The sequence below is a fragment of the Desulfarculus baarsii DSM 2075 genome (assembly GCF_000143965.1).
GTDB lineage: Bacteria > Desulfobacterota > Desulfarculia > Desulfarculales > Desulfarculaceae > Desulfarculus > Desulfarculus baarsii.
On record NC_014365.1, the window covers coordinates 604,649 to 630,829 of the forward strand.

Below are 26,181 nucleotides of genomic sequence, written 5' to 3' on the forward strand. Positions count from 1 at the left end.
CCTCAGGCCCCCTTGAAATCGCCGGTCCGGCCTTCCAGATAGGCCCCGATGGCCTCGTTCATGTCGTCGTTGGGCAGAATCATCACCGACCGCGCGCAGTTGTAAGCCAGTGACTCCTCCATGGACACGTCCAGGTCGTATAGAAACACGTCCTTGGCCCCGCGCACGGCCAGGGGCGGGTTGGCGGCGATCTCCTGGGCCACGGCCAGCACGGCCTGGTCCAGGGCGGCCTTGTCGGGCAGAATCTGGTTGATCAGGCCGATTTGCAGGGCCTTTTGGGCGTCGAAGCGGTGACCACGGAAGGCGATCTCGCGGGCCTGGGCCGTGCCCAGCAGGCGTTGCAGGCGTTGCAGGCCGCCCACGTCGGTGATAAACGAAAGCTTGGCCTCGGGCAGGGCGAAGAGGGCGTCGGCGCTGGCGTAGCGGAAATCGGCGCAGACGGCCAGCTCCAGGCCCGCGCCCAGGCAGTGACTGTGCACGGCCGCGATGGTGGGCATGGGCAGGCGCTCGAAGGCGGTGTGGATGTTCTGCACGCGGCGAATCTCGTGGTAGAGCTTGGTTTTCATGGCCGCGCTCTTGCCCTCGGGCGACATCACCGCCGCGAACAGCTCGTTTTCGGGGCTCAGGTCCAGGCCGGCGCAGAATGATTTGCCCTCGCCGCGCAGGATCAACACCCTGGCTTCATCATCGGCGGCGGCCAGCTCCACGGCGCGGCCCAGGCTGTGCCAAAAGGTCACGCTCATGGCGTTGCGTTTGTCGGGGCGGTTGAGGGTCAGGTAGCCGATGTGGCCCTGGCGGTGGTAGGTGACCATGGGCTTTTGTTCCATTGACGCGCTCCTATTGATGGGTCGTTGCCTGGGCGCGTGCGCCCTCGTCGCCTCGCGGGCGCACGCGCCCGCGAAACGCGCGTCATCCAATGTAGCATCGGGCCATGGTCTTTTTCGGGATTATTTTTTGGCCAAAAGCGCCGTGCGGCTGAGGCGGGCCGGCGGTTCGCCGACCTGGCGCAGGCCGGCCTCCTCGGCGATGGCCAGGGTTTTTTCAAAGTCGCCCGCAGGCAGGTGGCCCTTGGGCTCCAGGATCAGAAAGGCCGCCCCCGGCCGCATGGCGCGGGCGATCTGGCCGATGAGCCCGTGGCGCTCGGGCACCTCGTGGATCATCCAGCAGGCCAGGGCGAAATCCACCGCGTCGTGCAGGTCGGCCAAGCCGGGGTCGTCCTTGGCGCACTGCCGGGGTTGGATGCGCTCATCCAGGCCACGCCGCCGGGCCCGGCGCATCAGGGCCGAAAGCATGCGGCTTTGCAGATCCACCGCGTGCACCACGCCGTTTTCGCCGACCATCCGGGCCATGGCCAGCGAGAAAAAGCCCATGCCGCAACCCACGTCCAGGCAGGTCGCGCCGGGGCGCAGGTGAGGCCCGACGATCAGGGCCGGATCGTGGATCAAACGCCGGACGTGGTTGTCGATGAGATAACCCATCCACCAGGGGCAAACGTCGAACTGGGGCATGGCGCGGCTCCTTTTTTGGGGGCGTGCTAGTGGGCCGGGAAGGCCTGGGCCACCATGGCCCTGGCCTGGTCCAGCCACTGCTGGCGCTCCTGGGCCGTGCTGGTGACGACCACGCCGAACAAGCGCCGACGCACGTCGTTCACCCCGCACAGGCCCAAGATACATCGCGCCCAAAGCCCTTCCAGCGGATCGCCGAAGACCAGGCGCTCGCGCGTCGGCTCGGTGTCGCCGGTGTTGAGGATCAGCGCCGCCCTGGCCCGCAGCAGGCCCCGGGGCACGCCCTGGCCGTCGTCGCCCTCCAGGAATTCATAGGCCACGCCAGGCCGCACCACCCGGTCCACCCAGCCCTTGAGGATGGCCGGCGGCATGCCCCACCAGTTGGGGTGGACGACGATCAGGCCATCGGCTTGGGCCAGCAGGCGGCAGTGCTCGGCGACCAGTGGCGGCAGCGCGGCCCCTTTTTTGGCCTCGTCGGCCGGCAGGATGGGGTCGAAGCCCTCGGCGTGGAGATCGCGCAGGGTCACGTCATGGCCCAGGGTCCGGGCCGCGTCGGCGGCGGCCTGGGCCAGGGCGTGGTTGAAGCTGCCGGGCCGGGGGTGGGCCAGGATGATCAGGATGCGCAAGAAACCTACTCCACCACCGTCGCGGCCTGGAACGGGGCCGGCGGCGTCTTGGGGCGGTATTGCCCGGCGGCCTGGGCCAGGCCGGCCAGTTCGTCGGCCAGGCTGTCGTCGCCCTGGATCAACAGCGACAGGGCCGCGAAATCCAGCTCGCCATCGATGGCCTCGTGGATGGCGTCGAGCAGGCGGTGGGCGATCTGCTCCCACAACGAGCGGAAGTCTTCGTTTTTGTAGTGCAAAAAGCGTTTATTGGCCTCTTTGTCGATATAAAAGCCCCTGATGCGATAGATAAGTTGGCGGATGTTGAAGCAATCGGTGGTGGCGTGGCTGAGGTTCATCTGCAAAAAATGTTCGCTGAGCGACTTGTCGACGTCGTTTAGATAATCCAGGCCCTCGGGCTGGTTGACGAACAGTTCGATGACGTGGAGCAACCCCGGCTTGAGCAGGCCGGGCCGGGGCAGGGGCATGTCTTTTTCGTCCAGAATCTTGCGATAGAGGTCCACGTTGGCGCTGATGTCGGCCGGCTTGACCTGGGCCGGCGGGGCCTGGTCGATGAGCTTGACGTGGGTTTCCTGGCCGGCCTGGCTGGTGATGACGCAGTCGGCGCAGCGGCTGATGAATTCGTCAAAGGAGCGGCAGCCGTAGTCGGCCAGGTCGAAGTAGGGGTCCAGGTTGGTGAGCATGGGCCGCACGTGGGCCATGCGCACCGCTTCGCCGCCGTGGTGCTTTTGCAGCTCGAAGACGGCCTGGCGCAGCAGGCGCTTGGCTTCCTCGATATCGCCGGTGGCCTGGGGCGGCGGCGCGCTGGAGCCGCCCTCGGCCCCCAGGGCGGCGATGCTGGAGTAAAAGCGAAAATCGTTGCAGGCGTTGATCCAGAACTTGTTGGTCGTCTCCCGGACGCCGATGCCGATGATCTCCTTGCCCCGCTGGCGCACGCGCTGGGCCAGCGAGATGTAGTCGGAGTCGCCGCCGACGATGATGAAGACGCTGAGGTGTTCGTGGCGGTTGAGGTCGTCGAGGGCGTCGATGGCCAGGCGGATGTCGGCGCCGTTTTTCATGTTCATGCCGCGCGGGAAAAGCTGCACCAGGTCGAAGGTGAACTCGTGCAGGTCGTGGCTGTATTGCTGATACCAGGCCCAGTTGCCATAGGCCTTGTTGATGTTGACCGAGCCCTGGCTCTCGGCGAACTGCATGATCGCCCCGATGTCGACCACCGCCGGATGACGCTGGCCGCGGAATTGATCCAGCCAATCCTCGCCGTAGCGCAGGTTGCACAGCGACGAATGGATGTTTTCAAAATCCCAGTAGACCGCGATGTTTTTCATCGTGCTCCCATTCGGCCGGCGAACCGGCCGTCTAGCCCTCCATGCGCCAGGTGGTGCCCTGGGGCGAATCCTGCAGGGTCACGCCCATGGCCTTGAGTTGATCGCGGATGCGGTCGGCCTCGGCGAAGTTTTTGTCTTTGCGGGCCTGATTGCGCTGGGCTATCAGCGCCTCGATATCGGCCGCGCCCACGCCGCCCTGGGTAGCCGTTTGGCCGGCCGCGCCACGGAAAAACTCGGCCGGGTCGATGCGCAGCAGGCCCAGCCGGCCGCCCAACTCGCGCAGACGCCGCGCGCACAGCTCCAGCAGCGGGCCCTTGGCCGGGCCGTCGGGCTCCGCGGCCAGCTTGTTGCCAAGCCGGGCCAGGCCAAACAGCGCGCCGATGGCCCGGGCGGTGTTGAAGTCGTCGTCCATGCCCGCCTCGAACTCGTCGGCAAGGGCCTGGATCTCGGCGGCCAGGGCCTGACCGGCGGCGTCCAGAGGGCCGGCGGCGGCGCGTTCCTGGGCCGCTTGCAGGGCGGTGTAGAGCCGCTCCAAGCCCGCGCCGGCCTCCTTGATGGCCGCGTCGGAGAAATCCAGCGGCGAGCGATAGTGCTTGGAGAGCAAAAACAGGCGCAGGGCCTCGGGCCGGGTGATCTTGAGGATGTCCTTGATCGTGAAGAAGTTGCCCAGGCTCTTGGACATTTTCTCGTGGTTGACCCGCACGAAACCGTTGTGCAGCCAATAGTGGGCCAGGGGATGGCCGGTGCAGGCCTCGCCCTGGGCGATCTCGTTTTCGTGATGGGGGAAAACCAGATCCTCGCCGCCGCCGTGGATGTCGAAGGTCTGGCCCAGATATTTGCCGCTCATGGCCGTGCACTCGATGTGCCAGCCGGGCCGGCCCGGGCCAAGGGGGCTGTCCCAACTGGGCTCGCCGGGCTTGGAGGCCTTCCACAGCACGAAATCCATGGGGTTTTTCTTGCGCGGATCGACCTCGACCCTGGCCCCGGCCTGCATGTCCTCCAGGTTGCGCCGCGAGAGCTTGCCGTAGCCGTCGAAGCTTTCCACGGCGAAGAGCACGTCGCCGCCCTCGATCTGATAGGCGTGGCCCTTGGCCATGAGCGTCTGGATGGTGGCGATCATCTCGGCGATGTGCTCGGTGGCCCTGGGCTCGTGGCTGGGCGGCAGCACGTCCAGGGCGGCCATGTCCTGGCGGAACGACTCGATGTATTTGTCGGCCAGCTCGCGCCAGCCCAGGCCGCTTTCGGCGGCGCGGCGGATGATCTTGTCGTCGATGTCGGTGAAGTTGCGCACGTAGTTGACCCGCCAGCCCTTGGCCAGAAAATGGCGCACCATGGCGTCGAAGGCCACGTAGCAGCGGGCGTGGCCGATGTGCGGGTCGTCGTAGACCGTGACGCCGCAGACATAGACGCGCACCACCCCCGGCTCCAGGGGGATGAATTCTTCCTTGCGGCGGGACTGGGTGTTGTAGACGACTAAGGGCATTATCTTCTCCGGCTTGGGGCCGGTTCGGCGGCCCCTTCCAGGGGTGTGATCGTCACGACGGCCAGGGCCGACATGCCTTCGCCGCGGCCGATGGCGCCCATGGCCTCGGTGGTGGTGGCGGCCACGTTGACTTGGCCGGGCGACAGGCCGGCCACCCGGGCCAGGTTTTGGGCCATGGCCGGGGCGTGGGGGGCGATCTTGGGGCCTTGAGCCACCAGGGTCACGGCGATCTGGGCCGGCCGCCAGCCATGCTCGGCCAAAAGCGCCACCACCCGGCCCAGCAAGACCAGGCTGTCGGCGTCCTTGTGGGCCGGATCATGGTCGGGGAACAACCGGCCGATGTCGCCCAGGCCGGCGGCGGCCAGCAGACCGTCCATGACGGCGTGGGTCAGCACGTCGGCGTCGGAGTGGCCCAACAGGCCCAGTTCGTGCTCCAGGCGCACCCCGCCCAGCACCAGCGGCCGGCCGGGGGCCAGGCGGTGATAATCGAGCCCCTGGCCCACGCGGATGGCCGGTGGGCCCAACAGGGCCTGGGCCAGGGCCAAGTCCTCGGGCGTGGTGATCTTGATGTTGTCGGCCCGGCCCATGATCAGCCTAACCTCCCGGCCCAGGCGCTCGAACAGGCCGGCCTCGTCGGTGAAGCTCCAGCCGGCGGCGCGGGCCGCTTGCAGGGCCTGGGCCAGCAACTCGGCGCGAAAGCCCTGGGGCGTCTGGGCCCGCCACAGCGGCCGGCGGTCCTCGGTGGTCTGGACCAGCCGGCCGTCGGCCGAGCGTTTGATGGTGTCGACCACCGGCACGCCGGCGATGGCCGCGCCGTGGGCCCGCGCGCCTTCCAACACCGCCGCGAACAGCTCGGGCCGGGCCAGCGGCCGGGCCCCGTCGTGGATCAGCAGCCAGTGGGCTCCCAGGCCCAGGGCGGCTTCCAGCCCGGCGGCCACGCTGTCTTGCCGCTGGGCCCCGCCGGCCACCACGGCGCGCACTTTGTCCAGGCCAAACGGGGCCAAACAATGGCGGCGCGTGTGATCCTCCCAGCCCGCCGGGCAGACCACCACGATGGCGTCAACGCACGCGGCGGCCTGGGCCGCGGCCAGGGCCCACGACAGGATGGGCCGGCCGCCCAGGGCCAGAAATTGCTTCGGCGCGGGGCCGCCCATGCGTGTTCCGCCGCCGGCGGCGACCACGATGGCGACGACCTTTTCAGCCAAAGCGTTTCTCCTCCGCAGTCTTTGAATATTATTACCACAACCGGCCAAAGGCAAGAGCGCCCGCTCAGGCCTCGACCTTCGGCGGCGGCCAACCGTCGTCCAGCGTGCAGGCCTGGCCCTGGTTCAGGCGCGCGGCCAGCTCGGCCAGCCAGGGCAGTTCTTCCACGGCCTGGCCGTGGTCCAGAAGACCCTGGGCGGCCTTGCGGGCCAGGCTGGCGGCGACGGCCGTGGCCCCGCGCTGGGCGTGGACGCAACTGCCCACCGCCTGCACCAGGGCCTTGAGGGCCTGGCGGCGCGGCCCGGAGGCTGTTTGCCAGGCCTGCTCCAGGGCCTCGTGGGCCTCGAAAAAAAGCCCGCGCCGCCACAGGGCCAGGCCCAGCTCCAGCGGCGGCAGATGGGCGGCGCCGGTCAACTGGCCCTCGGCGCGGCGATACAACTCCAGCCGCTGGTCGATCCAGGCGGCGTGGCCGGGCGGCGGGTCGGCGGCCAACAGGCGGCGGCCGGCGCGTTCGGCCGCGCCGCGATCACCGGCCAGCAGGCCGTGGACGAAATCGTGGGCCAGGGTGTTGCGAATGTCACGGGCCAGGCGCGTGGCGTAGGGGTCGAATTCTTTTGACGCCATGGCAAATCCGGTTAGAGTGTATTATAAATGTAGCACACAAATCGGCCGTGGCGGCCGCGCCCGGGGGCAATGCAGCGGACGCCGACAAGATACCACGCCCATGGCGTGGCCTGGCGTCCGGCGGCGCGGTCGAGCGCAATTTTCTTCGCCTCCGGCGGCGTGTTTTGGCCTTTTCGCAAAACCAGGGCGCATGCGTCGCCCCGCGGGCGGAAACTCTGGGAGGAAAAAGATGATCCGTATCGGAATCAACGGGTTCGGGCGCATTGGCCGCCAGGTGTTCAAAGCGGTCAAGGAGCGCTATCCCGGCCAGGTGCTGGTGGCGGCGGTCAATGACCTGTGCGACGTGGAAACCAGCGCCCATCTGCTCAAATACGACTCCAGCTACGGCGTCTACGCCTCGTCGGTGGACTGCGCCCAGGGCAAGTTGATCGTCGACGGCGTCGAGACCGCCTATATCAGCAGCTCCGATCCCAGCAAGATCCCCTGGGGCGACCTGGGCGTGGACGTGGTCGTCGAGAGCACCGGCCTGTTCCGTAGCGGCGACAAGGCCGGCGCGCACATCAAGGGCGGGGCCAAGAAGGTCATCATCAGCGCCCCCGGCAAGGATGTCGACGCCACCTTCGTCATGGGCGTCAACCACACCTCCTTCGACCCGGCCAAGCACAACATCTTCTCCAACGCCTCCTGCACCACCAACTGCCTGGCCCCGCCGGCCAAGGTCATTCACGAGAAATTCGGCATCGGCCACGGCCTGATGACCACCGTGCACTCCTACACCTCCGACCAGCGCATCCTTGACGCGCCCCACAAGGATCTGCGCCGCGCCCGCACCGCCGGGGCCAGCATCATCCCCACCACCACCGGCGCGGCCAAGGCCGTGGCCCTGGTGCTGCCCGATCTCAAGGGCCGCTTCGACGGCATCTCGCTGCGGGTGCCCACGCCCTCGGTCAGCCTGGTCGACCTGACCATGACCCTGGAAAAACCCGCCGACACCGAAGCCTTGCGCCAGGCCCTCGTCGAGGCCGCCCAGGGCGAGTTGAAGGGCATCATGGCCTGCGAGGCCAAGCCGTTGGTCTCCATCGACTTCAAGGGCAACCCCCATTCGTCCATCGTCGACCTGGAATACACCAGCGTCCAGCCCGGCGGCCTGGCCAAGCTGATGGCCTGGTACGACAACGAGTGGGGCTATTCCTGCCGCACGGCCGATCTGGCCGCCTACGTGGGCGCGCGGCTGTAAAAAAACGTCAGCCGGCAAACGGCGCGGGCCCCGGGGTGACAAACCCCGGGGCCCGAATTTTTTCGCCCCTGGCGACGGCTAGAACTCCTCGAAGCCCTCCAGGGTCACGTCCTCGAAGAAATCGTCGCCACCGGCCTTTTTGGCCGGCGCGGCCTTGGCCGGCCCATCGCCAGCCTTGGCCGCCGGTTTGCTCGCCGGCTTGGGGTTGGCCGGCGTCGCGGCCGCCTTGGCCGCCGGTCTGGGCCGGGTCGCCTGGGCCATGGGCCGTTGTTGGGCCGGCTTGTCGCGCCGGGTCGCCTGGGCGCTTGCCCCGCCCTCGACCTTGAACTGGGACATCTGGTCGGACATCTCTTGGGCGGCGGCGGCCATTTCCTCGGACGAGCTGGCCGCCTCCTCGACCAGGGCGGCGTTCTGCTGGACGGCCTCGTCCATCTGGCTGACGGCGCGGTTGATCTCCTCGACGCCCTGAGCCTGCTCCTGGCTGGCGGCGGTGATCTCGGCCACGGTGTCGGCCACGTCCTGGACGTTGGCGATGATGTCGGTGAGCAGGTTGCCGCTGGCCTCCACTGATTCGTTACCCTGGCGCACCTTGTTGACCGAGTCGGTGATCAGGGTCTGGACCTCCTTGGCCGCCTGGGCGCTGCGGCCGGCCAGGTTGCGCACCTCGCCGGCCACCACGGCGAAGCCACGGCCGGCCTCGCCGGCCCGGGCCGCCTCCACCGCGGCGTTCAAGGCCAGCAGGTTGGTCTGGAAGGCGATCTCGTTGACGACGGTGATGATCTCGGCGATCTTGCCGCTGGATTCGCTGACTGCGGCCATGGCCTCGATGGTCTGGTTGACGGCCTCGCCGCCCTGCTGGGCCAACTCGGAGGTGCGCTTGGCCAACTCATTGGCCTGGCGGGCGTTTTCGGCGTTTTGCCGCACGCTGGAGGTCATTTCTTCCAGGGCGCTGGCCGTCTCCTCGATGGCGCTGGCCTGCTCCTGGGTGCGCTGGCTGAGATCCTGGTTGCCGGAGCTGATGTCGTTGGCGGCGTTGCTGACGGTGGCCGCCGACTCCATGACCTGACGCACGGTTTTTGAGAGGTTCTGGGCCATCTGCTGCACATCACGCAGCATGCCCCCCAACTCGTCGCCCCGGGACAGATGCTTTTCGTCGATCTTGAAGGTGAAGTCGCCCCGGGCCGCCGTGCCCACGGCCAGGGCCGCCGCCTTGACCGGCGCGGTGATCATCCGCGCGATGATCATGGCGATCAGCGCGCCCAGAACCACGGCCACCAACAGGCCCACCACCATCACCCACGAGGCCAGCGAAAGATTGCGCGCCGCCTCCTCGGCCACCTCGTTGGTGTGGGCGATGCCGGAGTTGGCCATCTCGCGCACGCTGGACAGAAACTCGGTCGAGTACTTGCGGCGCTCCTTGGTCACCTGCTCGTTGGCCGTCCAGACCTTGAACAGGTTTTCCATGTGGCCTTTGTAGTCCTGGGCCGCCTGGAGCGAATCGTTGACTTGGTCGATATTTAGCTGCTTGGTGCTCTGGGCCTTGACTTTGTTCAGGTTGGCGCCAATCAGCTCGAAGTTGCCCAGGGCCTGGCCCACCAGCTCCAGCTTGCGATAGGCCTGGGCCTTGAGGTTGGCGATGCGCACCACCGTGCCCATGTCGATGGCCTTGTCCACCAGCTCCAGCTTGTTCAGGCGCTCTTGCAACTCGGCCGGCGACGCGCCGGCGGCGATCTGCTTGCGCAGGGCGTCGATCTGATAATCGCGCAGGGCCGTGATCGCCGTGACCAACTCCACCGCGTGAACGTCCATCTCGGCGCGGTCGTCGGCGATGACGGCGTTGTTCTTGACCGATTGCTGCATCAGGTTTTCGTAGCCCTGCAACGCGCGCTGGGATTTTTCCACCGCCGGGGCGAGGGCCGCCAACTCGGGGTGCTCCTGGGCCAGCTTGGCCGCCTCGGCCAGATACTTGCGCGCCTCGGTCAGGTCTTTTTGGCCCTGGTCCAGATACGGCTTTTCCAAGGTATAATTGTAGCCACGGTTTTCCAGCAGTGCCGAAAGGGCGTGGCGCTCGATGTTGTTGGACAGGGCCACCTCCGGCACGTAGGCCTCGGCCAAACTGGTGGATTCGGCGCTGACGCCGCTCATGTTGAAAATGGCCAGGCCGCCCAGCGCCACCGATATGAGGATCAACAGACCGAAACCAATGCCGATTTTAGTTCCAAGTTTAAAATTATTCATCATCGCCGCCTTGTTACGTGAACGTGTGGACCATGGCCAATTGCGTTGCATATCATTATGCTGGCCGTCCGCGGCGAAGTCCACAGTTTCGAGAACATATCAATGATTTGGCTGGGTGATAGACCATGAACGAGCTTCGTTTTCCCGCGCCGGAGGCCTACGAGCGGGCGGCCATGCGCCTGCGCTCGTGGATGAAGGCCTGCGTGCTCTGCCCCAGGCGCTGCGGCGTCAATCGCCTGGCCGGTCAGCGGGGCTTTTGCCGGGCCGGGCGGCTGGCGGCGGTCAACACCTATCAGCTCCACCCCGGCGAGGAGCCGCCCATCAGCGGCCAACATGGCTCGGGCACGGTGTTTTTCGCCGGCTGCACCCTGGCCTGCCGCTTTTGCCAAAATTACGCCATCAGCCAGGAGGGTTGGGGCGATGAGCTCGAAGCGCCCCAACTGGCCCGCATCTTTCTGGAACTGCAAGAGGCCGGGGCCCACAACATAAACCTGGTCACGCCCACGCCCCACGCGGCGGCCATCCTGGAGGCCCTGGCTCTGGCCCGCCGCGCCGGGCTGCGCTTGCCCATCGTCTACAACACCTCGGGCTACGAACGGCCGGCCGTGCTCCGCCAGTTGGCCGGGCTGATCGAGATATACCTGCCCGATTACAAATACGCCGACGAAAGCGCCGCCCGCCGCCTTTCCAACGCGCCCGGCTACGCCAAATATTGCAGCATGGCCCTGACCGAGATGTTCGACCAGGTGGGCAACCTGGATTACGACGACGACGGCGTGGCCACCCAAGGCATTCTGGTGCGGCACCTGGTTTTGCCCGAGAACCTGGCCGGCACGGCCTGGGTGATGCGCGAACTGACGCGCATCTGCGGCCGGCGGGTGGCCGTGAGCCTGATGAGCCAATATTTCCCGGCCTACAAGGCCGCCCAGACCAAGGGCGTCGGCCGGCCGATCAGCGCTGTCGAGTACGCCGCCGCCCGCCAGGCCCTGGACGAGGCCGGCGTGGGCCTGGCCTTCGTACAGAGCCTCAGCTCGGCCACCGACGAGCTGACGCCCCGCTTCCGGCGTTGACAAAAAGGCGCGCGCGGCGTCATGAAAGCCAACGCGGCCGCGTTAAACGGCTTTTTCGCTGATTCACGTCGCCATCAGCCCCTCGATCGACATTTCCCGCGCCCCCCAGCCGGCATCATTGCCGGCGCGACGCGCCGAGCCAGGGCGGGCCGCTGGCGGCCTCCTCGCGGGCCAGGTAGTCCTCCAGGCGCGGCGGCTCCAGGGGCCGGCTGAACAAAAAGCCCTGCAACTGATGGCATCCCATGCCCGCCAGCATCTCCAGGTGGCGCTTGTTTTCCACGCCCTCGGCCACCACCACCAGGCCCATGCTGCGGCCCATGGCCACCATGGCCTCGACGATGGACGAAACCCGCGAGTGTGGCGTCATCTCCTTGATGAAGTATTGATCGACCTTGAGGATATCGATGGGCAGACGGTGCAGGTGGTATAGCGACGAGTAACCACGGCCGAAATCGTCCATGGCCAGGCGCGCGCCCAAGGCGGCCAGTTCGGCCAGGCGGCCCAGGGCCAGCTCCAGGCTGGGCATGACCGCGTTTTCGGTGATCTCCAACTCCAGTTGCTCGGGCGGCAGGCCCGATTCCTCCAGGGCCTCGGCCACGGCCCGCGTCAGGTCCGGGTCGAGGAGCTGGCGCGGCGAGAGGTTGACGGCCACGCTGAGTTGCCGGCCCTGCTCGCGCCAGCGCTGGGCCTGTTGGCAGGCCTGGCGCAGCACCCAGCGGCCCAGGGGGATGATCAGGCCCGTTTCCTCGGCCACGGGGATGAACTCGCCCGGCGAGATCAGCCCCACGCCGGGCCGCCGCCAACGCACCAGGGCCTCCACGCCCACCGTGCGCAGGGAGGCCAGGTCGATCTTGGGTTGATAGCAGACCAGGAACTCTTCTTTTTGCAGGGCCGTGCGCAAGCGGTTTTCCAACTCCAGGCGATGGCGGACCTTTTGGTTCAGGGCCGGTTCGAAGAAGCAATAGCCCTCGCGGCAGCCCTCCTTGGCCCGATACATGGCCAACTCGGCGTTGGCGATGAGTTTTTCGGGGGTTTGGCCATCGTTGGGGAACAGGGCGATGCCCACGCTGGCCCGGATATGGAGCTTCTTGCCGCCCAGGCGGAAGGGCCGGGCCAGTTCGTCGAGCATCTGCTGGGCCACCTGGCCGGCCTCGTCCTCGCCGGCGGTTTCGGGCAGTAAAAAGAGGAAGTCGTCGCCGCCCAGGCGGGCCATGGTGTCCTCGCGGCGGACCTTGGCCAGGAGGCGGCGGGCCACGGCCACCAGGAGCTTGTCGCCGGCGGCATGGCCCAGGCTGTCGTTGACGTGCTTGAAGTTATCCAGATCCATGAACAAAACGGCCACGCCGTCGCGTTGGCGTTTGGCGTGGGCCAGGGCCATCTCCAGGCGATCCTGGAACAAGAGGCGGTTGGGCAGGCCGGTGAGCGGATCGTGGTAGACCTGGTGGGCGATCTGCTCCTCGGTGCGCTTGATGCTGGTGATGTCGTGCATGTCGCCGACATAGTTGCGCACCTGGCCGCCGGGGCCCTTGATGGCCTGTAAGTGCAGGAGCTGCGGGTAGGCTTGGCCGTTTTTGCGCAGGCTGGCCACCTCGCCGCGCCAACGGCCCGTGGCGGCCAGTTCGCGCCATATCTGGCCGTGCCCGCCGTGATGATCGTCGTGGGGGTAGAGGAACTCGGGCGTGCGGCCGATGACTTCGACGGCGTCGAAGCCGGTAAGTTCGCTGAAGCCCCGGTTGACCATGATGATGTGGCCGTCGCGGTCGGTGACCATGATGCCCTCGCTGGCGCACTCCAGCACCTGGTCCAGAAGCTCGGCCCGTTCGCGGTGGGCCTGTTGGCCGGTCTGGTCGACGATGACCCCGGCCAGGCCCCTGGCGCGGCAATCGTCTTTGGTGACGGCCACCAGCAGAAGGCGGCGGCGGCCCTGGCTGTCGGCCCATTGGACGGCCCAGGGCTCGGGGCCCAGAGCGGCGGCCAGACAGCCGCCCAGGTCCACGGCCGGCTCCAGGCCCAGGGCGGCGCGGCGCTGGGCCAGAAAACGCTCGATGTCCTCGGGGCCGGGGCAGCCGGTCGGCCAGGCGGCCTGGTCGTGCTCCACGCGCCAGCGTGGCGTGCCGGCCGCCCGCCGGAAAAAGGCCGTGGCCGGGCCGGGCTCGGCCATCGGCGCGCGCCGCTGGCGGTATTCGGGCGATTGTTTGGGGCGAGGCTTGTTCACTTGATCGATCATTCCCGCGTCTACAATGAAACGGCGCGTAGGCCGTCCTGGTCGTTGAGCGCCAGGCGGTCGCCGCCCAGTTCCTTGGCCTTGTAGACCGCCTGGTCGGCGGCGGCCAGCCAGCCTTCGGCGATCTGACCGGGGTTGTGGGCATGGTCGGGCGTCAGAGGAGCCAGGCCCATGCTCAGCGACGTTTCGCCCGTCCATTCGGCAAGATAGCGGGAGCGCACGCGCCGGGCGGCCTCCACGGCCGCGGCGGGCTCGGCCTGGCGAAAGATGACGACGAACTCGTCGCCGCCGTAGCGGCAGGCGATGTCCCGCTCTTGACGGACGGAGGCCTGGATGGTCGCGCCCAGGCTGGCCAGGAGGCGGTCGCCGGTCTGATGACCGTAGGTGTCGTTGACGAGCTTGAAGTTGTCGACGTCGATGACCATCAGGCAGGCCCGCTCGCCGCTGGCGCTGGCCTCCTCGACGACCTCGCGCAGCTTGCGGTCGAAGTAGCGGCGGTTGTAGAGCGAGGTCAAGGCGTCGCGGATGGACAGCTCCCACAGGCGGCTGCGTTCGCGGACGTTTTCCTTGAGGTGATCGCGTAGCGAGCTTTCGCGGCCGGCCACCGAGCGCACCATGAAGTTGATGTTGCGCTGCAGCTCCAGCAACTCGTGCTCTTCGTCGGACTCGTTGGGCAGCTCCAGCAGCTCGGGCCGCGAGCCCTCGCGCAGGGCCCGGCAGACGCGGTTGATCCGGGCCAGGTCGTCAAGGACCACCAGGCGGCCGATCAGCCCCGCCGCCGGCCACCACAGGGTGATCGAAACGGCCAGATACACGCCCAGGTAAGCGCCGAACTCCTGCTTGGTGCCGGGCTCCAGCAGCAGAATGGCCGTCACCGGGCCGATGACCACCAAAGCCAGCAGGCCGGCCAGCCTGGCCCGCACGCTCAGCTTGATCCAAAACCACTTCATTTCCGCGCCTCAGCCTAGCGTCTGGAGATAATGCCTTGTTCGTTGGTCCAACGCGTCGTGGGGCTGGCGACGGCCGCCCGCCGGGGTGTGGGGCGGGCGGCCGCGCGGGTGGTTTGGCGGATGCTTATTTCATGTCCACGGCTTTGACCCAGATCACCGCGTCCTGGGAGTTTTCCTTGCCCTCGAACTTGTCGTCGGGGCCCACGCCCAGGGCGGCGAAGCCCCACCAGCCGGCCTTGGGGATGCCGAAGGTGAAGACGCCGTTTTCATCGGCCTTGATGGTCATGGTGACAAAGGCGTCCTGGGGCGCGGTGGCCAGGGCCTCTTTCTGGAACTCGTTTTTGCCGGGCACGGGCGGATGGTTGAGGTATTCAACCTCGACCTCGGCGAAGGGCACGGGCTTGCCCTGTCCCTTGACCACGCCGCGGAAGACGTTGCCGGTCCACAGGGCGTAGGGCTTGTCCAGGGGCACGATCTCGGCGGGCAGGCCCAGTTCGGCGTCCCAGTCGGTGGGCAGGCCACCGGCGTTGACGACGACCTTGGTGATCTGCTGGATGTAGGCGCCTTCGCTGGGCTCCAGGTAAGGGGCGGGGTTGACGACGAAGATCCAGTCGCCCATGCCGCGCATGTTATAGGTGGTCTCGAAGGCCTTGCCGGAGTTGGTCAGGCTGGTCCACTCGATGGGCTTGAGGGTGGCCAGCAGGTCGGTCTTTTTGCCTTTATGAACGGCGAAGAACTCCTTGGGCTGGCCCATGTCCATGGTGTGGCCGGCCTCGAAGGGGTGGGTGAAGACCAGCTTGAGGGGGATTTCGCCGCCTTTTTCCAGGGCCGCCTCGGGGGTGTAGATCATCTGGAAGTGGGCCAGGGCCGGCAGGCCGCTGCACAACACGGCCATCAGGGCCAGGGCCGTCAGGCCAAGCAATTTTTTCACGACTGTCCTCCGTTTTTTGGTGTGCGACCGCGCGCCGGCCGGGCCGGCCCGCCTTGGGGGTCGAGCCAAGCATGCCCGCCGACCGCGCGGCCGGCGGGCGTGGTTTTGCCTATTCGACGATGTCCTTGCCGTTGATGACGATGGAGTGGCCCTCGCCGGCGTCGAAGACGACGGTGTAGTCGCCATCGGGCTTTTTGAAGGTGAACTCGTTGCTGTCGTTGATGGCCCCGGTGATCAGTTCCTTGCCGCTGGCGTCCTTGACGCGCATGGTCACGCCGGCGGCCGAGGAGCCGTCGCTGAAGCCGCCCTCGCAGGTCACGGTGCCGTCACCGTTCTGGTAGCAGGTGCACAGGGGCGTGTGGGCCAGGGCCACGCTGGCCAGGCTGACGATCGCCGCCACGACGAAAAGGGTCAAAGCGCGTTTCATTGAACAACCTCCTTGGTGCGTTTGGTTTCGGGCAAAAGCCCCATTATCAGCGCGAACACGCAGGCCAGGCCAAAATAGGCCCACATGGCCTGCCAGCCGCTGAGGCCCAGCGCGCCGCCGCCGGTGTAGATCAGGCTGGCGGCGAGGATGCCCAGCAGGCTGGGATAGGCGAAGGAGAACAACATCCAGCTGTAGCGCCTGGTGGCCACGCGCACCATGATGGTGGTGGCCAGGCAAGGCGGGAACAGGGCCATGAAGATCATCAGGGCGGTGGCGTTGAGGGGGGTGATGGGCTTGTCGGTGCCGGAGCCCAGCATGGCCGAGCCATCGTACTTGCCGTCGTTGCCGATGCCGTAGAGGGCCTTGAAGGTGGCGGTGGCGCTTTCGCGGGCGGCGAAAGAACTGAGCATGGCCACGTTGACCCGCCAGTCAAAGCCGGCCCATTGGGAGACGGGCTCCAGGAACTTGCCCATGCGGCCCAGGATGCTGCTGTTGATGCGCGCCTGTTGCATCTGCCGCCAGAGGCCGTCGCGCTGCTGGCGCAGCTTGTTGAAGGCCTTGTAGGTCTTGGCGCGGCGATCCTTGACGGCCTCGAAAAAGACCGGATTCATGGCCTGATAGCGCTCGTCGACGGCCTTGGAGGAGACGGCGTCGCCGGCGGCGGCGGCCTTGTCGGCGCGATAGGCCTCGCGGAAGGAGAACAGGCTCATCAACTCGGCCTCGCCAGGCAGGGCCGCGGCCAGGGGCGTGCCGGCGATGGCCTTGGCGAAGGCGGCCTTGGCCGCCACGCCCTGGGCCTCGAACTCGGCCTGAATCTGGGCCGGGGCGCCGGGGAACTGCAACAGGGCCCAGATGACCACGGCCACGGCGGCGACGATGGTCAAGACCTTGCGGATGTAGGTCCAGATGCGCTCGAAGGCCCGGGTCAGGACGCTGCGCAGGGTGGGCAGGTGATAGGTGGGCAGCTCCATGATGAAGGGCGCGGTCTCGCGGCCCTTGAGCACGGTCATGGTCAGGATGCGGGCGATGGGCAGGGCCATCACCAGGGTGATGGTCGAGATGAAAAACATGGCCCCGGCCTTGTGCTCGGGAAAAAACGCCTCCACGAGCATGATGTAAAAGGCCGTCTTGGCCAGGCAGTTCATTAGGGGCACGGTGAGGATGGTGGCCAGGCGGGCCCGCTCGTCGGGCACGGCCTGGCAGGCCATGACGCCGGGCACGGCGCAGCCGCCGACGTAGATGCCGCCCAGGATGAAGGGCAGGGTGGAGTTGCCGTGCAGGCCGAAGCGCCGGAAGATGCGGTCGAGCATGAAGGCCATGCGCGGCATGTAGCCCACATCCTCGAGGATGGCGATGAGCGAAAACAAAATGAAAAACTGCGGCAAATAAACCAACAGCGCGCTGACGCTGGTCATGAACCAACTGGCCAGCGAACTGATCAGGGGCTCTTCCATGAAGCCGGCCACCGGCAAAAAGCTCTCCAGCCAGCCTTGGCCCCGGCTCAGCCACGGCGTGACCATGGCCGCCAACTGGCCGCCCTGGTTGACGGCCAGCTCGAAGAGCAAATAAAACACCCCGCACATGATCAACGGCCCGGCCACGCGGTGGCAGAGCAGGCGGTCGGCCATGTCGGTGAAGCTGCGGCCACGCTGATTTTTGTGGTGGATCACCGCCCGGCCGATCTCCTCGGCGGTCTCATGTCGGCGGAAGGCGATGTGCCGGAAGGTGGGCAGGCCGTGCTCCTGCTGAAAGCGTTGGCGTTCGGCCTCCAGGCTTTTCTGCAACTCGGGCCAGTCCTGGGCGGCGTGTTTGGCGGCCAGTTCCTGGGCCTTTTCGTCGCCCTCGAGCAGCTTGAGGGCCAACCAGCGGACCGGGCAGCGGCCGGCCAGGCCGGGTTGGGCGGCCAGCAACTCTTGCAGGCGCTCCAGGGCCGGCTCCAGGGGGCCGTAGTCGATGCGAAAGTTCGACACCGCGCCCTGGGCCTCGGCGATGGCCTGACGCAACTCCACGCGGCCCACGCCGCGCTTGCCGTCGCTGACCAGCACCCGCACGCCCAGGCGCCTGGCCAGTTCGTCCTGATCGATCTCTTGGCCGTGCTTGCGGGCCACGTCGATCATGTTCAGGTCCAACAGCAGCGGCCGCTCCATCTCCAGCAACTGGAACGTCAGGTAGAGGTTGCGCCGCAGGTTGGCCGCGTCGACCACGTTGACCACCAGGGTGGGCTGGTCGTGGAGGATAAAGTCGCGGGTGACTCGCTCCTCCATGGAGTAAGAGGTGATGCTGTAGGTGCCGGGCAGGTCGACCAGTTCGATCTTGCGACCGCCCTCGCTGAAGTAACCCACCTTTTTTTCCACCGTCACGCCAGGGTAGTTGGCCACGAACTGACGCGCGCCGGTGAGCATGTTAAAGATGGTGGATTTGCCGGAGTTGGGCTGGCCGGCCAAGGCGGCCAGGATCTGATCGCTCATAGCCGCTCCACCTCGACGAATCTGGCCTCGTTGTGCCGCAAGCTGATGAAATAGCCCAGCATCTGCACTTCGAGGGGATCGCGCAGCGGCGCGTTGCGGATCACCTTCAACTCGACCCCCGGATGAAAGCCCAGGTCCATCAACCGCTGGCCCAGATCGCCCACGGCGGTCAGCCCCAGCACCTTCCCGGCCATGCCGGGCTGCAAGAAGTCCAAGGTCATTTGGTCATCCCCAGGTGGCGCGTTCTTGTTTGAAAAGAGGTCGGAGGGCGGCCGACGGTTGGCCGCCGCTGGGCCGAAGTATAGCGGCGGCCATGTTGGAGGTCAAACAATTTATTAGAGCGCTCTAATCTGAAAAGCCGCGACGAAACTTCGGTCAACATGGCGAAATTGCGTGAATATCTATAATCTATATTATTAATCATGCCTTATTTTGCTGATTTTTTGTTTTACGCATCAAATAATCTTCGGTAATATTCAAGGCCAGCGCGGCCCGCCAGCGCGCCGAACCGAACATCACTTTCGCCGCCGGTGGCCAGGCCGCTCGGCGTTGCCCGTGGATATCGAGGCCATGGCTCCAATCCAAATCAAGCACAGCCTGCCCGGCCGCCTGCGCCTGCACGCGCGGGCCTTGCGCCGCCGCCCCCAAGCCTGCCGGCTGGCGGTGGAGTTTTTGCAAAGCATCGACGGCGTGTTATGGGTCCGCTGCAATCCGGCCATTGGCGGCCTGGTGCTGGCCTTTCGGCCGGCCGAGCTGACGCCCGAGCGCATCATCCAGGCCCTGGGCGGCCTCTGGGGCCTGAACGCCCCGGCCCGTTGCCGGCCCGCGAAGCCGCCGGCCGGTCAAGCCCCGGCCTGCCCGGCTTGCCAGAGCGACTCCGCCGACCTGGAGCAGGCCGACATCTCCACGCCACGTCGCAGATTTTTGAGCATCGGCGCGGTGTTGGCTGTCACGGCCCTGCGTTCGCGCCTGCTGGGCGCGGTCGTGGCCCAGGGCCTGTTCAGCCCGCTGGGCCTGATCGCCGCGGCCTTTGCCCTGCCCCTGGCCGCCAAGGGCCTGCGCGAGCTGCTCAAAGGCCGACCCGGCCTGGACAGCCTGCTGGGCGGGGCCTGCCTGGCCGCGGCGCTCTCGGGCCAGGCCATGGCCGCGCTGGAGATTCTGTTCATCGACAGCGGGGCCGAATGGCTGCGGGCCTGGGTCACCCAGCGTTCGCGGCGGGCCATCGCCGAGATTCTGGAGATCACCAGTCATCACACCTTCATGATCGTCGACGGCGTGGAGGTGGAGGTGGCGGTGGAGGCCGTGCAACCCGGCGACGTGGTGGTGGTCCACGGCGGCGAGAAAATTCCCGTCGACGGCGTGGTCGTCGAGGGTCACGCCCTGCTGGACGAATCTTCCATCAACGGCCGGGCCGAACTGGCCGACCGTAGCGCCGGCGATCAAGTCTTCGCCGGGACCATGGCGCGCCAGGGCGTGGTCAAGATTCGCGCCCAGCGCGTGGGCGATCAAACCTATCTGGCGCGCATCCTGGCCCTGGTGGAGAGCTCGCTGCAAAACCGCGCCCCCGTCGAGCAGGTCGCCGACCGCCTGGGCCGGGCCACCATGCGCCTGGGCCTGACCGCCACGGCGCTGACGCTTTTGCTCACCGGCAGTTTCTGGCGGGCCTTTTCGGTGCTTCTGGTCATGGCCTGCCCCTGCGCCACGGTGCTGGCCGCCTCCAGCGCCCTGAGCATGGCCATCAACAACGCCGCCCGCCGCCGCGTGTTGATCAAGGGCGGCCGCTACCTGGAAGAACTGAGCCAGACCCGGGTCATCTGCTTCGACAAGACCGGCACCCTCACCGACACTCAGCCGATTCTGCGCGAGATATTCAGCTATTGCGAGCTGGACGACGACCAGATCGTCGAGCTGGCCCACGCCGCCGAGTTGCACCAGCACCATCCCATCGCCGGGGCCATCCAGCGCGAGGCCGCCCGCCGTGGCCTGCGCCGCCGCGAACACGCCGTGTGCCAATATCACCTGGGCCGGGGCGTCGAGGCCAAGGTGGCCGGCCAGGATATCCTGGTGGGCAACCACAAGCTCATGGAGCAATGCGGCGTGGACGTGGAGCCGGCTCGGCGGGACGCCCTGCACATGACCGATCGCGGTCGCACGGTGCTTTATCTGGCCCGCGACGGCCATCTGGCCGCCCTGCTGGCCATCAGCAACCGCACCAGGCCCGAGGCCCCGGCCATGCTGGCCGGCCTGCGGCGGCTGGGCTTCGAGCGCATCGCCATGATCACCGGCGACGAACTGTGCACCGCACGCGGCCTGGCCGACGAACTGGGCATGGACGTGTGCTGCTACAGCGTCATGCCCGAGGAAAAGGCCGAACTGGTGCGGGCCGAACGCCAGCGCGGCGGCAAGGTGGTCATGGTCGGCGACGGCATCAACGACGCCCTGGCCCTGGCCGAGGCCGACGTGGGCCTGGCCATGGGCGCGGGCGGCTCGGAGCTGGCCATCGAGGCCGCCGACATCGCCATGGTCGACGACAACCTGGCCAGCGTGGTCTTTGTCTGCGCCCTCAGCCGTCAGACCATGCGCGTCATCGGCCAGAACTTCTGGATCGCCACCGGCTCCAACATCGGCGGGTTGATCCTGGGCGCGCTGGGCCTGCTTTCGCCGGTGGCCGCCGGGATGTTGCACATGGCCCACACCGCCGGCGTCCTGGCCAACTCGGCCCGGCTGCTGCGCTTTGCCCCACCAGCCCTGGCGACGCCGGAGCAGCCGGGGCCGGAGCCGGTCGTCGCCCCCAGCGCGGCCCCGGCCACCGATAACGAACTGGCGGCCTGAATCAAAGGCAATCAGCCCTTGGCTGGAGACGACCAATGACCTCGCTGATCGACGAACTGCTCTATCTGCGCCGCTACCTGATCGTGGCCCATCACCTGCCCGGCCGCATCCGCATCCGTCTTTCGCCGGCGGTGCTTTCCGAGCCCAGGGCCAAGACCCTGGCCGCCAGCCAGGGCCTGCGCGGGGCCTTGGGCGCCCTGCGCGGCGTGCGTTCGGTGCGGGCCAACGCCAAGGCCCTCTCCACCACCATCGAATACGAGACCGCCGTTGTCTCGGCCAGCCAACTGCACGAGTTGTTCACCAGCCGCGACCCGGCCAGGGTCCGCGCGCTGATGGAAGGCATATTGCAAAACGTGGGATTATCCTCAACCGCAACGGAAGGAGTCGCGCCATGAGCGAGACGAGCCAACAGGTTCAGATGGAGCCGCCCCGGCCGCCGGCCGGCCAGGAATGCGCCGACGAGGCGTGCGGCGGCGAGCAGGGCGGCCAGAAAAACGCCGCCGGCCCGGCCGGGCCCATGCCCGGGTATCCGGCCATGGGCGGCTACCCGGGGCCTCATCCCGGCTGGTGGGCCCCGCCCTATGGCTATTATCCCGGCCCCTACGGCCCGCCCATGGGCCAGGGTTACGCGCCGGCCATGCCGGCCATGGGTTACCAAGGCCCGGCCCAGGCCCCGCCGCCGCCCCAGGCCGAGGCCCAGCACGGCAAATCCGGCGGCCATGGCGGCTCGGAAGGCTGCTCGTGCCACGAGCAGGCCGGGGCCGGGGCCATGGAGCAAAACCAGATGGGCAAGATGTTCGGCCTGATGGGCGACATCGTCAGCGGCAAGGTCAACGCCTCCACCGTGACCAGCCTTTTGGGCGGCTGCTCGGATCAATTCTGGAAAGGGGCCCTGGTCGGCGCGGGCCTGGCCTTTTTGCTGACCAACCCCACCGTGCGTCAGGGCCTGACCGGCCTGTGGGGCGGCCTGTTCGGCGGGGCCAAGGCCGAGGATGAGCCTTGCGCGGCCCCGGCCGGGGAGGAGTAAACCATGAGCGCGCATGTCAAGCACCTGGCCTCGGCCAGCGGCGCGGCGGCCAGCAGCGCGGGTTATCGCGGGCTGTGGGCCCTGGGCGGCCTGGGCATGGTCATCGGCGCGGCCGTGGCCGTGGCCAAGAACATCCGCCTGGTCAAGGAAGGCAAGATGCAAAGCGACCAGGCCGTGGGCGAGACGCTCAAGGAGTCGTTGGGCACGGGCCTGACCACGGCGGCGGCCGGGGCGGCGGCCGGCGTGCTGGGCCTTTCGGGCGCGCTGGGCCTGGTGGGCGTGGCCGCCCTGGGCGTGGGCGTCAAATACCTGTGGGATTCGGCCCTGACCCCGCCGGCCGCCGCGCCGGCCAAGCCGGCGGCCAAAGCGTCGGCCAAGGCCGAAACCAAACCCAAGGCCAAGGCCAAAGCCGTCAAGGCCCCGGCCACCGCGCGGGAGGAATAAAGCCATGCACGATCAGCGCAATCACCTGGCCCAAACGCAGACCCAGGCCCCGCCGGCCGACGGCGGTTGGCTATCCTTCAACGACCCTTGCTATCTGCGGGGGCTGTTGATCGGCGCCGGCGTGGCCCTGGTGTTGGGCAACCCCGCCGTGCAAAAGGCCGTGGTGCGCGGGGCCATGAAGCTCTGGGCCGGGCTGCAATACAGCATCGAAGAGGTCAAGGAGCAGATCGAGGACGTCAAGGCCGAGATGGCCGTGGCCAAGCAGGGCGAACAGGAATAACCGGCCGGGCGGCCCGCCTCCAGCGGGTGGGCCGCCCGCGCGCCTTGGGAAGAATCGTCACATGGGCCGACAGAACAACGCATTGGCGCGCAAGCGCTCCCTGGCCAAACTGGGCATGAGCCTCTCGCTGGGCGCATTGGTGGTCACCGCCTTCGCCGGCGGCAAACGGGCCAAAAACTGGCATATCCTGGCCGGCGGGGCCCTGGTGGGTTTCAGCGCCTGGCACCACGCCCTCTACGGCAAGCCGGGCCGGAGCTAGTCCGTGCCCAGCGCCAAGAACCTCGGCCGTGGGCCCAGCGTGGTCCACGAAGCCAACGGCCGCATCCGCTTGCGCGGCCGCCTGTTCGCCGATCCGGCCCTGGATCACGCCTACGTGGAGGCCATGATCATGGCCCTGCCCGGCGTGATCGAGGCCCGGCTCAACGCCGGGGCGGCCTGCCTGGTGGCGCGCCACGACGGCCGGCCCGGCGTGCGCGAGGCCATCCTGGCGGCGCTGGGCGATCTGCCCGATGAGGCCTTTCTGCCCGGTCGCCGGCGCAAGCGCGAGGGCTTGGACAAGGCGGCGGCCCTGGGCCTTTTGGCCCTTGGCGCCAAACGTCTGCCCCGGCCCCTGGGCGGGTTGCTTTCGTGGCTGGCCGCCGCGCCGGTGATCGCCGGCGGGCTGGAGACGTTGATCAACCGGGGGCTCAAGGTCGAGGTGCTCGACGCCGCGGCCGTAAGCGCCCTGTTGCTGCGCGGCGACTACCGCGCCGCCGGGGCCATCGTGGCCCTTTTGGCCCTGGGCCGCCACCTGGAGCAGACCAGCGAGGAAAAATCCAGCGCCCTGCTCAAGAGCCTGCTGGCCGTGGGCGACGAAGACGTCTCGGTCGAGCGCGACGGGGCCGAAATCCGCCAGCCCGCCGCCAAGCTGGCCATCGGCGACATCGTCGTCTGCGGCCCCGGCGATAAGATCGTCGTCGACGGCCAGGTGACGTGGGGCCAGGCCGAGCTCAACCAAAGCTCCATCACCGGCGAGGCCCGGCCCGTGGCCGTGGAGGTCGGCGACCGGGTGATCAGCGGCGCGACGGTGCAGGATGGCAAGATCAAGATCCGCGCCCAACAAGTGGGCCGCCACACGGCCATGGCCCGGGTCGGCAGCTTCATCGAGACGGCCGTGCGTCATCAGTCCGAGCCCGAAAAACGTTCGGCCCGCCTGGCCGACCGCCTCACGCCCGTCAGCCTGGGCCTGGCTGGCGGCCTGCTGCTGCTCACCGGCGACACGCGCCGCGCCGTATCGGTGCTGACGGTGGATTTCGGCTGCGCGCTCAAGCTGGCCGCGCCGCTGGCGGTCAAAACGGCCATGTACAACGCCGGCCGCCGGGGCGTGCTGATCAAGGGCGCGCGGGCCCTGGAGGCCCTTTCGCGGGTGGATGCGGTGGTTTTTGACAAAACAGGCACCATCACCCACGGCGATCTGGAGGTCACCGACGTCGTGCCCCTGGACGGCATGAGCGCCGAGGAGCTTCTGGCCCTGGCCGCCGGGGCCGAGGAGCACTACAGCCATCCGGTGGGCCGGGCCGTGGTGCGGGCGGCCCGGCGGCGGGGCTTGCCCCAGCCGGCTCTGAGCCAGGTCGACTTCATCGTGGCCCACGGCGTGAGCGCCTACGTGGCCGATCAGCGGGTGCTGGTGGGCAGCCTGCATTTTCTGGCCGAAGACGAGGGCGTGGACTGCTCGACCGCCGAGGGCCTTTGCGCCAGCCTGCGCGACCAGGGCAAGTCCATCCTCTACGTGGGCCACGAAAACCACCTGGAAGGCGTCATCGCCTTGCGCGACCGCCTGCGGCCCGAGGCCGGGGCCGTCTTGGCCGGGCTGCGGGCGGCGGGCGTCGAGGAACTGGTGGTGCTCACCGGCGATCACCGCCAGACCGCCCAGGCCCTGGCCCGCGACCTGCCCCAGCTCGACGCCGTGCGCTGGGAACTGCGCCCCGAGGACAAAGCGGCCATCGTGGCCGAGTTGCAGGCCAGGGGCCGCGTGGTGGCCTTTGTCGGCGACGGCGTCAACGACGCGCCGGCCCTGGTCACCGCCGACGTGGGCGTATGCATGCCCGCCGGGGCCGAGTTGGCCCGCGACGCGGCCCAGGTGGTCCTGCTGCAAGACGACCTCTGGGGCCTGCTGAGCGCCCGCCAACTGGCCGCCCGCTTCCAGGCCACGGTTGGTCAGAGCTTTTTCGCGGCCATCGGCCTAAACTGCGCCATCATGCTGGCCGCGGCCGCCGGCCGGCTTTCGCCCCTGGGCGCGGCGCTTTTGCACAACCTCAGCACCATCGGCATCCTGGGCCACGCCGCCGCCGCCAACCTGCGGCCGGCCGAGACCGGGCCTCGGGCGCTGCCGCAGGAGCGAGTCTCTTGAGCTATCTTTCCCTGGACCGGGCCCCGGTCTCCACGCCGCTCAAGCTGGTGGGGGCCACCGATCGCGGCCTGGCCGAACGCCTGGCCCGCCTGGGCCTGGAGCCCGGCGCGCGGCTGACCCGCCTGCCCGACGAGGTGCGCCTGCAACCGGCCCGCGTGGCCGGCCCGCGCGGCGAGGCCGTGCTCAGCGCCAACATGGCCGGCTCGCTGCTGGTGCACCTGGACGACGGCCGCAAGCTGCCGCTTCTGGACCTGGCCCCCGGCGAGGAGGGCCACGTGGAGGGGCTCACCGTCGGCGGCCGCCTGGCCAGGGCCTTCGAGGTGCTGGGCCTGATGGAAAACGATCGCCTGCGCCTGCTGCGCCGCCTGCCGCCCATGGAGTACGTCGTGCTGTTGGAGGGCCGCCGCCGGGCGCGTCTGTCCGAGGGCATGGCCGCCAAGGTCTGGGGCCAGGTGGCCGGGCGCAAGCAGCAACTGGCCACGGCCCAGTCGGGTCATCCCTTCACGGTGCTGGAGTTTTTGGGCGGGCCCAACTTCGCCGCGGCCATGGCCGCCCTGGGCCTGGCGGTGGGCTCATCTCTGGAGCTGGAGACCGTGGAGCCGGCCCAGAGCGTGGGCCAGAAAGCCGCCGCCGCCGTGGCCCTGGCCACCGCCGGGGGGCTGCGCCTCTATCTCGACCAAAAATCGGCCCGGGCCGTTCTGGTCCAACCAGCGGGATAACGCGGATTTTCTTTTTCACGACGGGGTGGTTGCTCCGCCCCGGTTGTGACATTATTGTGACTAATTTTGGAGCAAAGCCAGTTTGCGCACTCCATTGAGCCGAAATCACTGCCGAAAAATCGGGAATATCCTTTCACGCAAAGTGCATACAATCACGCGCTGTCGATTGTGCCCGTGACGAA

The 26,181-nt window shown here is 67.8% G+C and carries 25 protein-coding genes; 10 read left to right on the forward strand and 15 right to left on the reverse strand.

All coding sequences use genetic code 11. The features are described from left to right. Positions 1 to 2: 2 nt before the first annotated feature. The 7 genes from DEBA_RS02645 to DEBA_RS02675 all read right to left on the reverse strand — a co-directional run bounded on the left by DEBA_RS02645 (position 3) and on the right by DEBA_RS02675 (position 6,763). Positions 3 to 827 carry an enoyl-CoA hydratase-related protein gene (locus tag DEBA_RS02645; RefSeq protein ID WP_013257357.1) on the reverse strand — a complete coding sequence of 275 codons (825 nt, stop codon included), beginning with the start codon at positions 825 to 827 and terminating at the stop codon, positions 3 to 5. A gap of 120 nt (positions 828 to 947) precedes the next feature. Continuing rightward, the gene (locus tag DEBA_RS02650; RefSeq protein ID WP_013257358.1) at positions 948 to 1,508 is read right to left on the reverse strand and encodes a class I SAM-dependent methyltransferase; all 561 of its coding nucleotides are present in this window, start codon (positions 1,506 to 1,508) and stop codon (positions 948 to 950) included. A 26-nt stretch (positions 1,509 to 1,534) separates the two neighbouring features. Beyond that, the gene (locus DEBA_RS02655) at positions 1,535 to 2,131 is read right to left on the reverse strand and encodes an NAD(P)H-dependent oxidoreductase (protein WP_013257359.1); all 597 of its coding nucleotides are present in this window, start codon (positions 2,129 to 2,131) and stop codon (positions 1,535 to 1,537) included. A 5-nt stretch (positions 2,132 to 2,136) separates the two neighbouring features. Next, positions 2,137 to 3,453: an NYN domain-containing protein gene (locus tag DEBA_RS02660; protein ID WP_013257360.1), complete on the reverse strand. Its 1,317-nt coding sequence runs from the start codon at positions 3,451 to 3,453 to the stop codon at positions 2,137 to 2,139. 31 nt (positions 3,454 to 3,484) lie between these two features. Then, on the reverse strand, positions 3,485 to 4,936 hold the full coding sequence (gene cysS, locus DEBA_RS02665; RefSeq protein WP_013257361.1) for a cysteine--tRNA ligase: 1,452 nt from the start codon (positions 4,934 to 4,936) through the stop codon (positions 3,485 to 3,487). Further along, positions 4,936 to 6,141, reverse strand: coding sequence for a 2-C-methyl-D-erythritol 4-phosphate cytidylyltransferase (gene ispD, locus DEBA_RS18650; protein ID WP_013257362.1), 1,206 nt, complete (start codon positions 6,139 to 6,141; stop codon positions 4,936 to 4,938). The genes cysS and ispD overlap by 1 nt, the downstream gene beginning before the upstream one ends. A 64-nt stretch (positions 6,142 to 6,205) precedes the next feature. Then, positions 6,206 to 6,763, reverse strand: a complete 558-nt coding sequence (locus tag DEBA_RS02675; RefSeq protein WP_013257363.1) for a DUF309 domain-containing protein — start codon at positions 6,761 to 6,763, stop codon at positions 6,206 to 6,208. A 229-nt stretch (positions 6,764 to 6,992) separates the two neighbouring features. Between DEBA_RS02675 and gap the strand changes: the two genes are divergently transcribed. After that, on the forward strand, positions 6,993 to 8,000 hold the full coding sequence (gene gap / locus DEBA_RS02680) for a type I glyceraldehyde-3-phosphate dehydrogenase (RefSeq protein ID WP_013257364.1): 1,008 nt from the start codon (positions 6,993 to 6,995) through the stop codon (positions 7,998 to 8,000). Between the two features lie 78 nt (positions 8,001 to 8,078). Here gap and DEBA_RS18840 read toward each other — a convergent pair whose 3' ends face one another. Continuing rightward, on the reverse strand, positions 8,079 to 10,190 hold the full coding sequence (locus DEBA_RS18840; protein WP_050762207.1) for a methyl-accepting chemotaxis protein: 2,112 nt from the start codon (positions 10,188 to 10,190) through the stop codon (positions 8,079 to 8,081). 173 nt (positions 10,191 to 10,363) lie between these two features. On the opposite strand from DEBA_RS18840, the gene DEBA_RS02690 reads away from it, so the two are divergent. Then, on the forward strand, positions 10,364 to 11,308 hold the full coding sequence (locus DEBA_RS02690; protein WP_013257366.1) for a radical SAM protein: 945 nt from the start codon (positions 10,364 to 10,366) through the stop codon (positions 11,306 to 11,308). 115 nt (positions 11,309 to 11,423) lie between these two features. Here DEBA_RS02690 and DEBA_RS02695 read toward each other — a convergent pair whose 3' ends face one another. The 7 genes from DEBA_RS02695 to DEBA_RS18300 all read right to left on the reverse strand — a co-directional run bounded on the left by DEBA_RS02695 (position 11,424) and on the right by DEBA_RS18300 (position 18,902). Next, a complete protein-coding gene (locus DEBA_RS02695; RefSeq protein ID WP_148227760.1) occupies positions 11,424 to 13,523 on the reverse strand; it encodes a putative bifunctional diguanylate cyclase/phosphodiesterase in 2,100 nt (699 codons plus the stop codon). A 20-nt stretch (positions 13,524 to 13,543) separates the two neighbouring features. Beyond that, positions 13,544 to 14,482 carry a GGDEF domain-containing protein gene (locus DEBA_RS02700; protein WP_013257368.1) on the reverse strand — a complete coding sequence of 313 codons (939 nt, stop codon included), beginning with the start codon at positions 14,480 to 14,482 and terminating at the stop codon, positions 13,544 to 13,546. A gap of 124 nt (positions 14,483 to 14,606) precedes the next feature. Further along, a complete protein-coding gene (locus tag DEBA_RS02705) occupies positions 14,607 to 15,413 on the reverse strand; it encodes a DUF4198 domain-containing protein (RefSeq protein ID WP_013257369.1) in 807 nt (268 codons plus the stop codon). 109 nt (positions 15,414 to 15,522) lie between these two features. Further along, complete coding sequence (locus DEBA_RS02710) at positions 15,523 to 15,840, reverse strand: hypothetical protein (protein ID WP_013257370.1); 318 nt, start codon at positions 15,838 to 15,840, stop codon at positions 15,523 to 15,525. Next, complete coding sequence (gene feoB, locus DEBA_RS02715) at positions 15,837 to 18,308, reverse strand: ferrous iron transport protein B (protein ID WP_013257371.1); 2,472 nt, start codon at positions 18,306 to 18,308, stop codon at positions 15,837 to 15,839. Before feoB ends, DEBA_RS02710 begins: the two co-directional genes overlap by 4 nt. Next, complete coding sequence (locus tag DEBA_RS02720; RefSeq protein WP_013257372.1) at positions 18,305 to 18,529, reverse strand: FeoA family protein; 225 nt, start codon at positions 18,527 to 18,529, stop codon at positions 18,305 to 18,307. The genes feoB and DEBA_RS02720 overlap by 4 nt, the downstream gene beginning before the upstream one ends. 199 nt (positions 18,530 to 18,728) lie before the next feature. Further along, positions 18,729 to 18,902 (reverse strand): hypothetical protein, encoded by a 174-nt coding sequence (locus DEBA_RS18300; protein ID WP_187288580.1) that lies wholly within the window; start codon positions 18,900 to 18,902, stop codon positions 18,729 to 18,731. On the opposite strand from DEBA_RS18300, the gene DEBA_RS02725 reads away from it, so the two are divergent. The 8 genes from DEBA_RS02725 to DEBA_RS02760 all read left to right on the forward strand — a co-directional run bounded on the left by DEBA_RS02725 (position 18,879) and on the right by DEBA_RS02760 (position 25,999). Next, positions 18,879 to 21,140 (forward strand): heavy metal translocating P-type ATPase, encoded by a 2,262-nt coding sequence (locus DEBA_RS02725; RefSeq protein WP_148227761.1) that lies wholly within the window; start codon positions 18,879 to 18,881, stop codon positions 21,138 to 21,140. The two genes, DEBA_RS18300 and DEBA_RS02725, sit on opposite strands and share 24 nt — an antisense overlap. 35 nt (positions 21,141 to 21,175) lie before the next feature. After that, positions 21,176 to 21,535, forward strand: a complete 360-nt coding sequence (locus DEBA_RS02730) for a hypothetical protein (RefSeq protein ID WP_013257374.1) — start codon at positions 21,176 to 21,178, stop codon at positions 21,533 to 21,535. Then, positions 21,532 to 22,167 (forward strand): hypothetical protein, encoded by a 636-nt coding sequence (locus DEBA_RS02735; protein ID WP_013257375.1) that lies wholly within the window; start codon positions 21,532 to 21,534, stop codon positions 22,165 to 22,167. The genes DEBA_RS02730 and DEBA_RS02735 overlap by 4 nt, the downstream gene beginning before the upstream one ends. Before the next feature lie 3 nt (positions 22,168 to 22,170). Next, positions 22,171 to 22,611, forward strand: a complete 441-nt coding sequence (locus DEBA_RS16735; RefSeq protein WP_013257376.1) for a magnetosome protein MamC — start codon at positions 22,171 to 22,173, stop codon at positions 22,609 to 22,611. A gap of 4 nt (positions 22,612 to 22,615) precedes the next feature. Continuing rightward, positions 22,616 to 22,891, forward strand: a complete 276-nt coding sequence (locus DEBA_RS02745) for a hypothetical protein (protein ID WP_013257377.1) — start codon at positions 22,616 to 22,618, stop codon at positions 22,889 to 22,891. Between the two features lie 61 nt (positions 22,892 to 22,952). Further along, the gene (locus DEBA_RS02750; protein ID WP_013257378.1) at positions 22,953 to 23,150 is read left to right on the forward strand and encodes a hypothetical protein; all 198 of its coding nucleotides are present in this window, start codon (positions 22,953 to 22,955) and stop codon (positions 23,148 to 23,150) included. A gap of 3 nt (positions 23,151 to 23,153) precedes the next feature. Continuing rightward, positions 23,154 to 25,280, forward strand: a complete 2,127-nt coding sequence (locus tag DEBA_RS02755) for a heavy metal translocating P-type ATPase (protein ID WP_013257379.1) — start codon at positions 23,154 to 23,156, stop codon at positions 25,278 to 25,280. After that, positions 25,277 to 25,999: a FeoA domain-containing protein gene (locus tag DEBA_RS02760; RefSeq protein ID WP_013257380.1), complete on the forward strand. Its 723-nt coding sequence runs from the start codon at positions 25,277 to 25,279 to the stop codon at positions 25,997 to 25,999. The genes DEBA_RS02755 and DEBA_RS02760 overlap by 4 nt, the downstream gene beginning before the upstream one ends. Positions 26,000 to 26,181 lie beyond the last annotated feature (182 nt).

What these genes read in the sequence shown, in the direction of transcription:
- DEBA_RS02645 (WP_013257357.1), bottom strand. Translation starts at nt 827, where the DNA reads ATGGAACAAAAGCCCATGGTCACCTACCACCGCCAGGGCCACATCGGC.
- DEBA_RS02650 (WP_013257358.1), bottom strand. Translation starts at nt 1,508, where the DNA reads ATGCCCCAGTTCGACGTTTGCCCCTGGTGGATGGGTTATCTCATCGAC.
- DEBA_RS02660 (WP_013257360.1), bottom strand. Translation starts at nt 3,453, where the DNA reads ATGAAAAACATCGCGGTCTACTGGGATTTTGAAAACATCCATTCGTCG.
- cysS (WP_013257361.1), bottom strand. Translation starts at nt 4,936, where the DNA reads ATGCCCTTAGTCGTCTACAACACCCAGTCCCGCCGCAAGGAAGAATTC.
- DEBA_RS02675 (WP_013257363.1), bottom strand. Translation starts at nt 6,763, where the DNA reads ATGGCGTCAAAAGAATTCGACCCCTACGCCACGCGCCTGGCCCGTGAC.
- gap (WP_013257364.1), top strand. Translation starts at nt 6,993, where the DNA reads ATGATCCGTATCGGAATCAACGGGTTCGGGCGCATTGGCCGCCAGGTG.
- DEBA_RS02690 (WP_013257366.1), top strand. Translation starts at nt 10,364, where the DNA reads ATGAACGAGCTTCGTTTTCCCGCGCCGGAGGCCTACGAGCGGGCGGCC.
- DEBA_RS02700 (WP_013257368.1), bottom strand. Translation starts at nt 14,482, where the DNA reads ATGAAGTGGTTTTGGATCAAGCTGAGCGTGCGGGCCAGGCTGGCCGGC.
- DEBA_RS02710 (WP_013257370.1), bottom strand. Translation starts at nt 15,840, where the DNA reads ATGAAACGCGCTTTGACCCTTTTCGTCGTGGCGGCGATCGTCAGCCTG.
- feoB (WP_013257371.1), bottom strand. Translation starts at nt 18,308, where the DNA reads ATGAGCGATCAGATCCTGGCCGCCTTGGCCGGCCAGCCCAACTCCGGC.
- DEBA_RS02720 (WP_013257372.1), bottom strand. Translation starts at nt 18,529, where the DNA reads ATGACCTTGGACTTCTTGCAGCCCGGCATGGCCGGGAAGGTGCTGGGG.
- DEBA_RS02725 (WP_148227761.1), top strand. Translation starts at nt 18,879, where the DNA reads ATGGCTCCAATCCAAATCAAGCACAGCCTGCCCGGCCGCCTGCGCCTG.
- DEBA_RS02730 (WP_013257374.1), top strand. Translation starts at nt 21,176, where the DNA reads ATGACCTCGCTGATCGACGAACTGCTCTATCTGCGCCGCTACCTGATC.
- DEBA_RS02735 (WP_013257375.1), top strand. Translation starts at nt 21,532, where the DNA reads ATGAGCGAGACGAGCCAACAGGTTCAGATGGAGCCGCCCCGGCCGCCG.
- DEBA_RS16735 (WP_013257376.1), top strand. Translation starts at nt 22,171, where the DNA reads ATGAGCGCGCATGTCAAGCACCTGGCCTCGGCCAGCGGCGCGGCGGCC.
- DEBA_RS02745 (WP_013257377.1), top strand. Translation starts at nt 22,616, where the DNA reads ATGCACGATCAGCGCAATCACCTGGCCCAAACGCAGACCCAGGCCCCG.
- DEBA_RS02750 (WP_013257378.1), top strand. Translation starts at nt 22,953, where the DNA reads ATGGGCCGACAGAACAACGCATTGGCGCGCAAGCGCTCCCTGGCCAAA.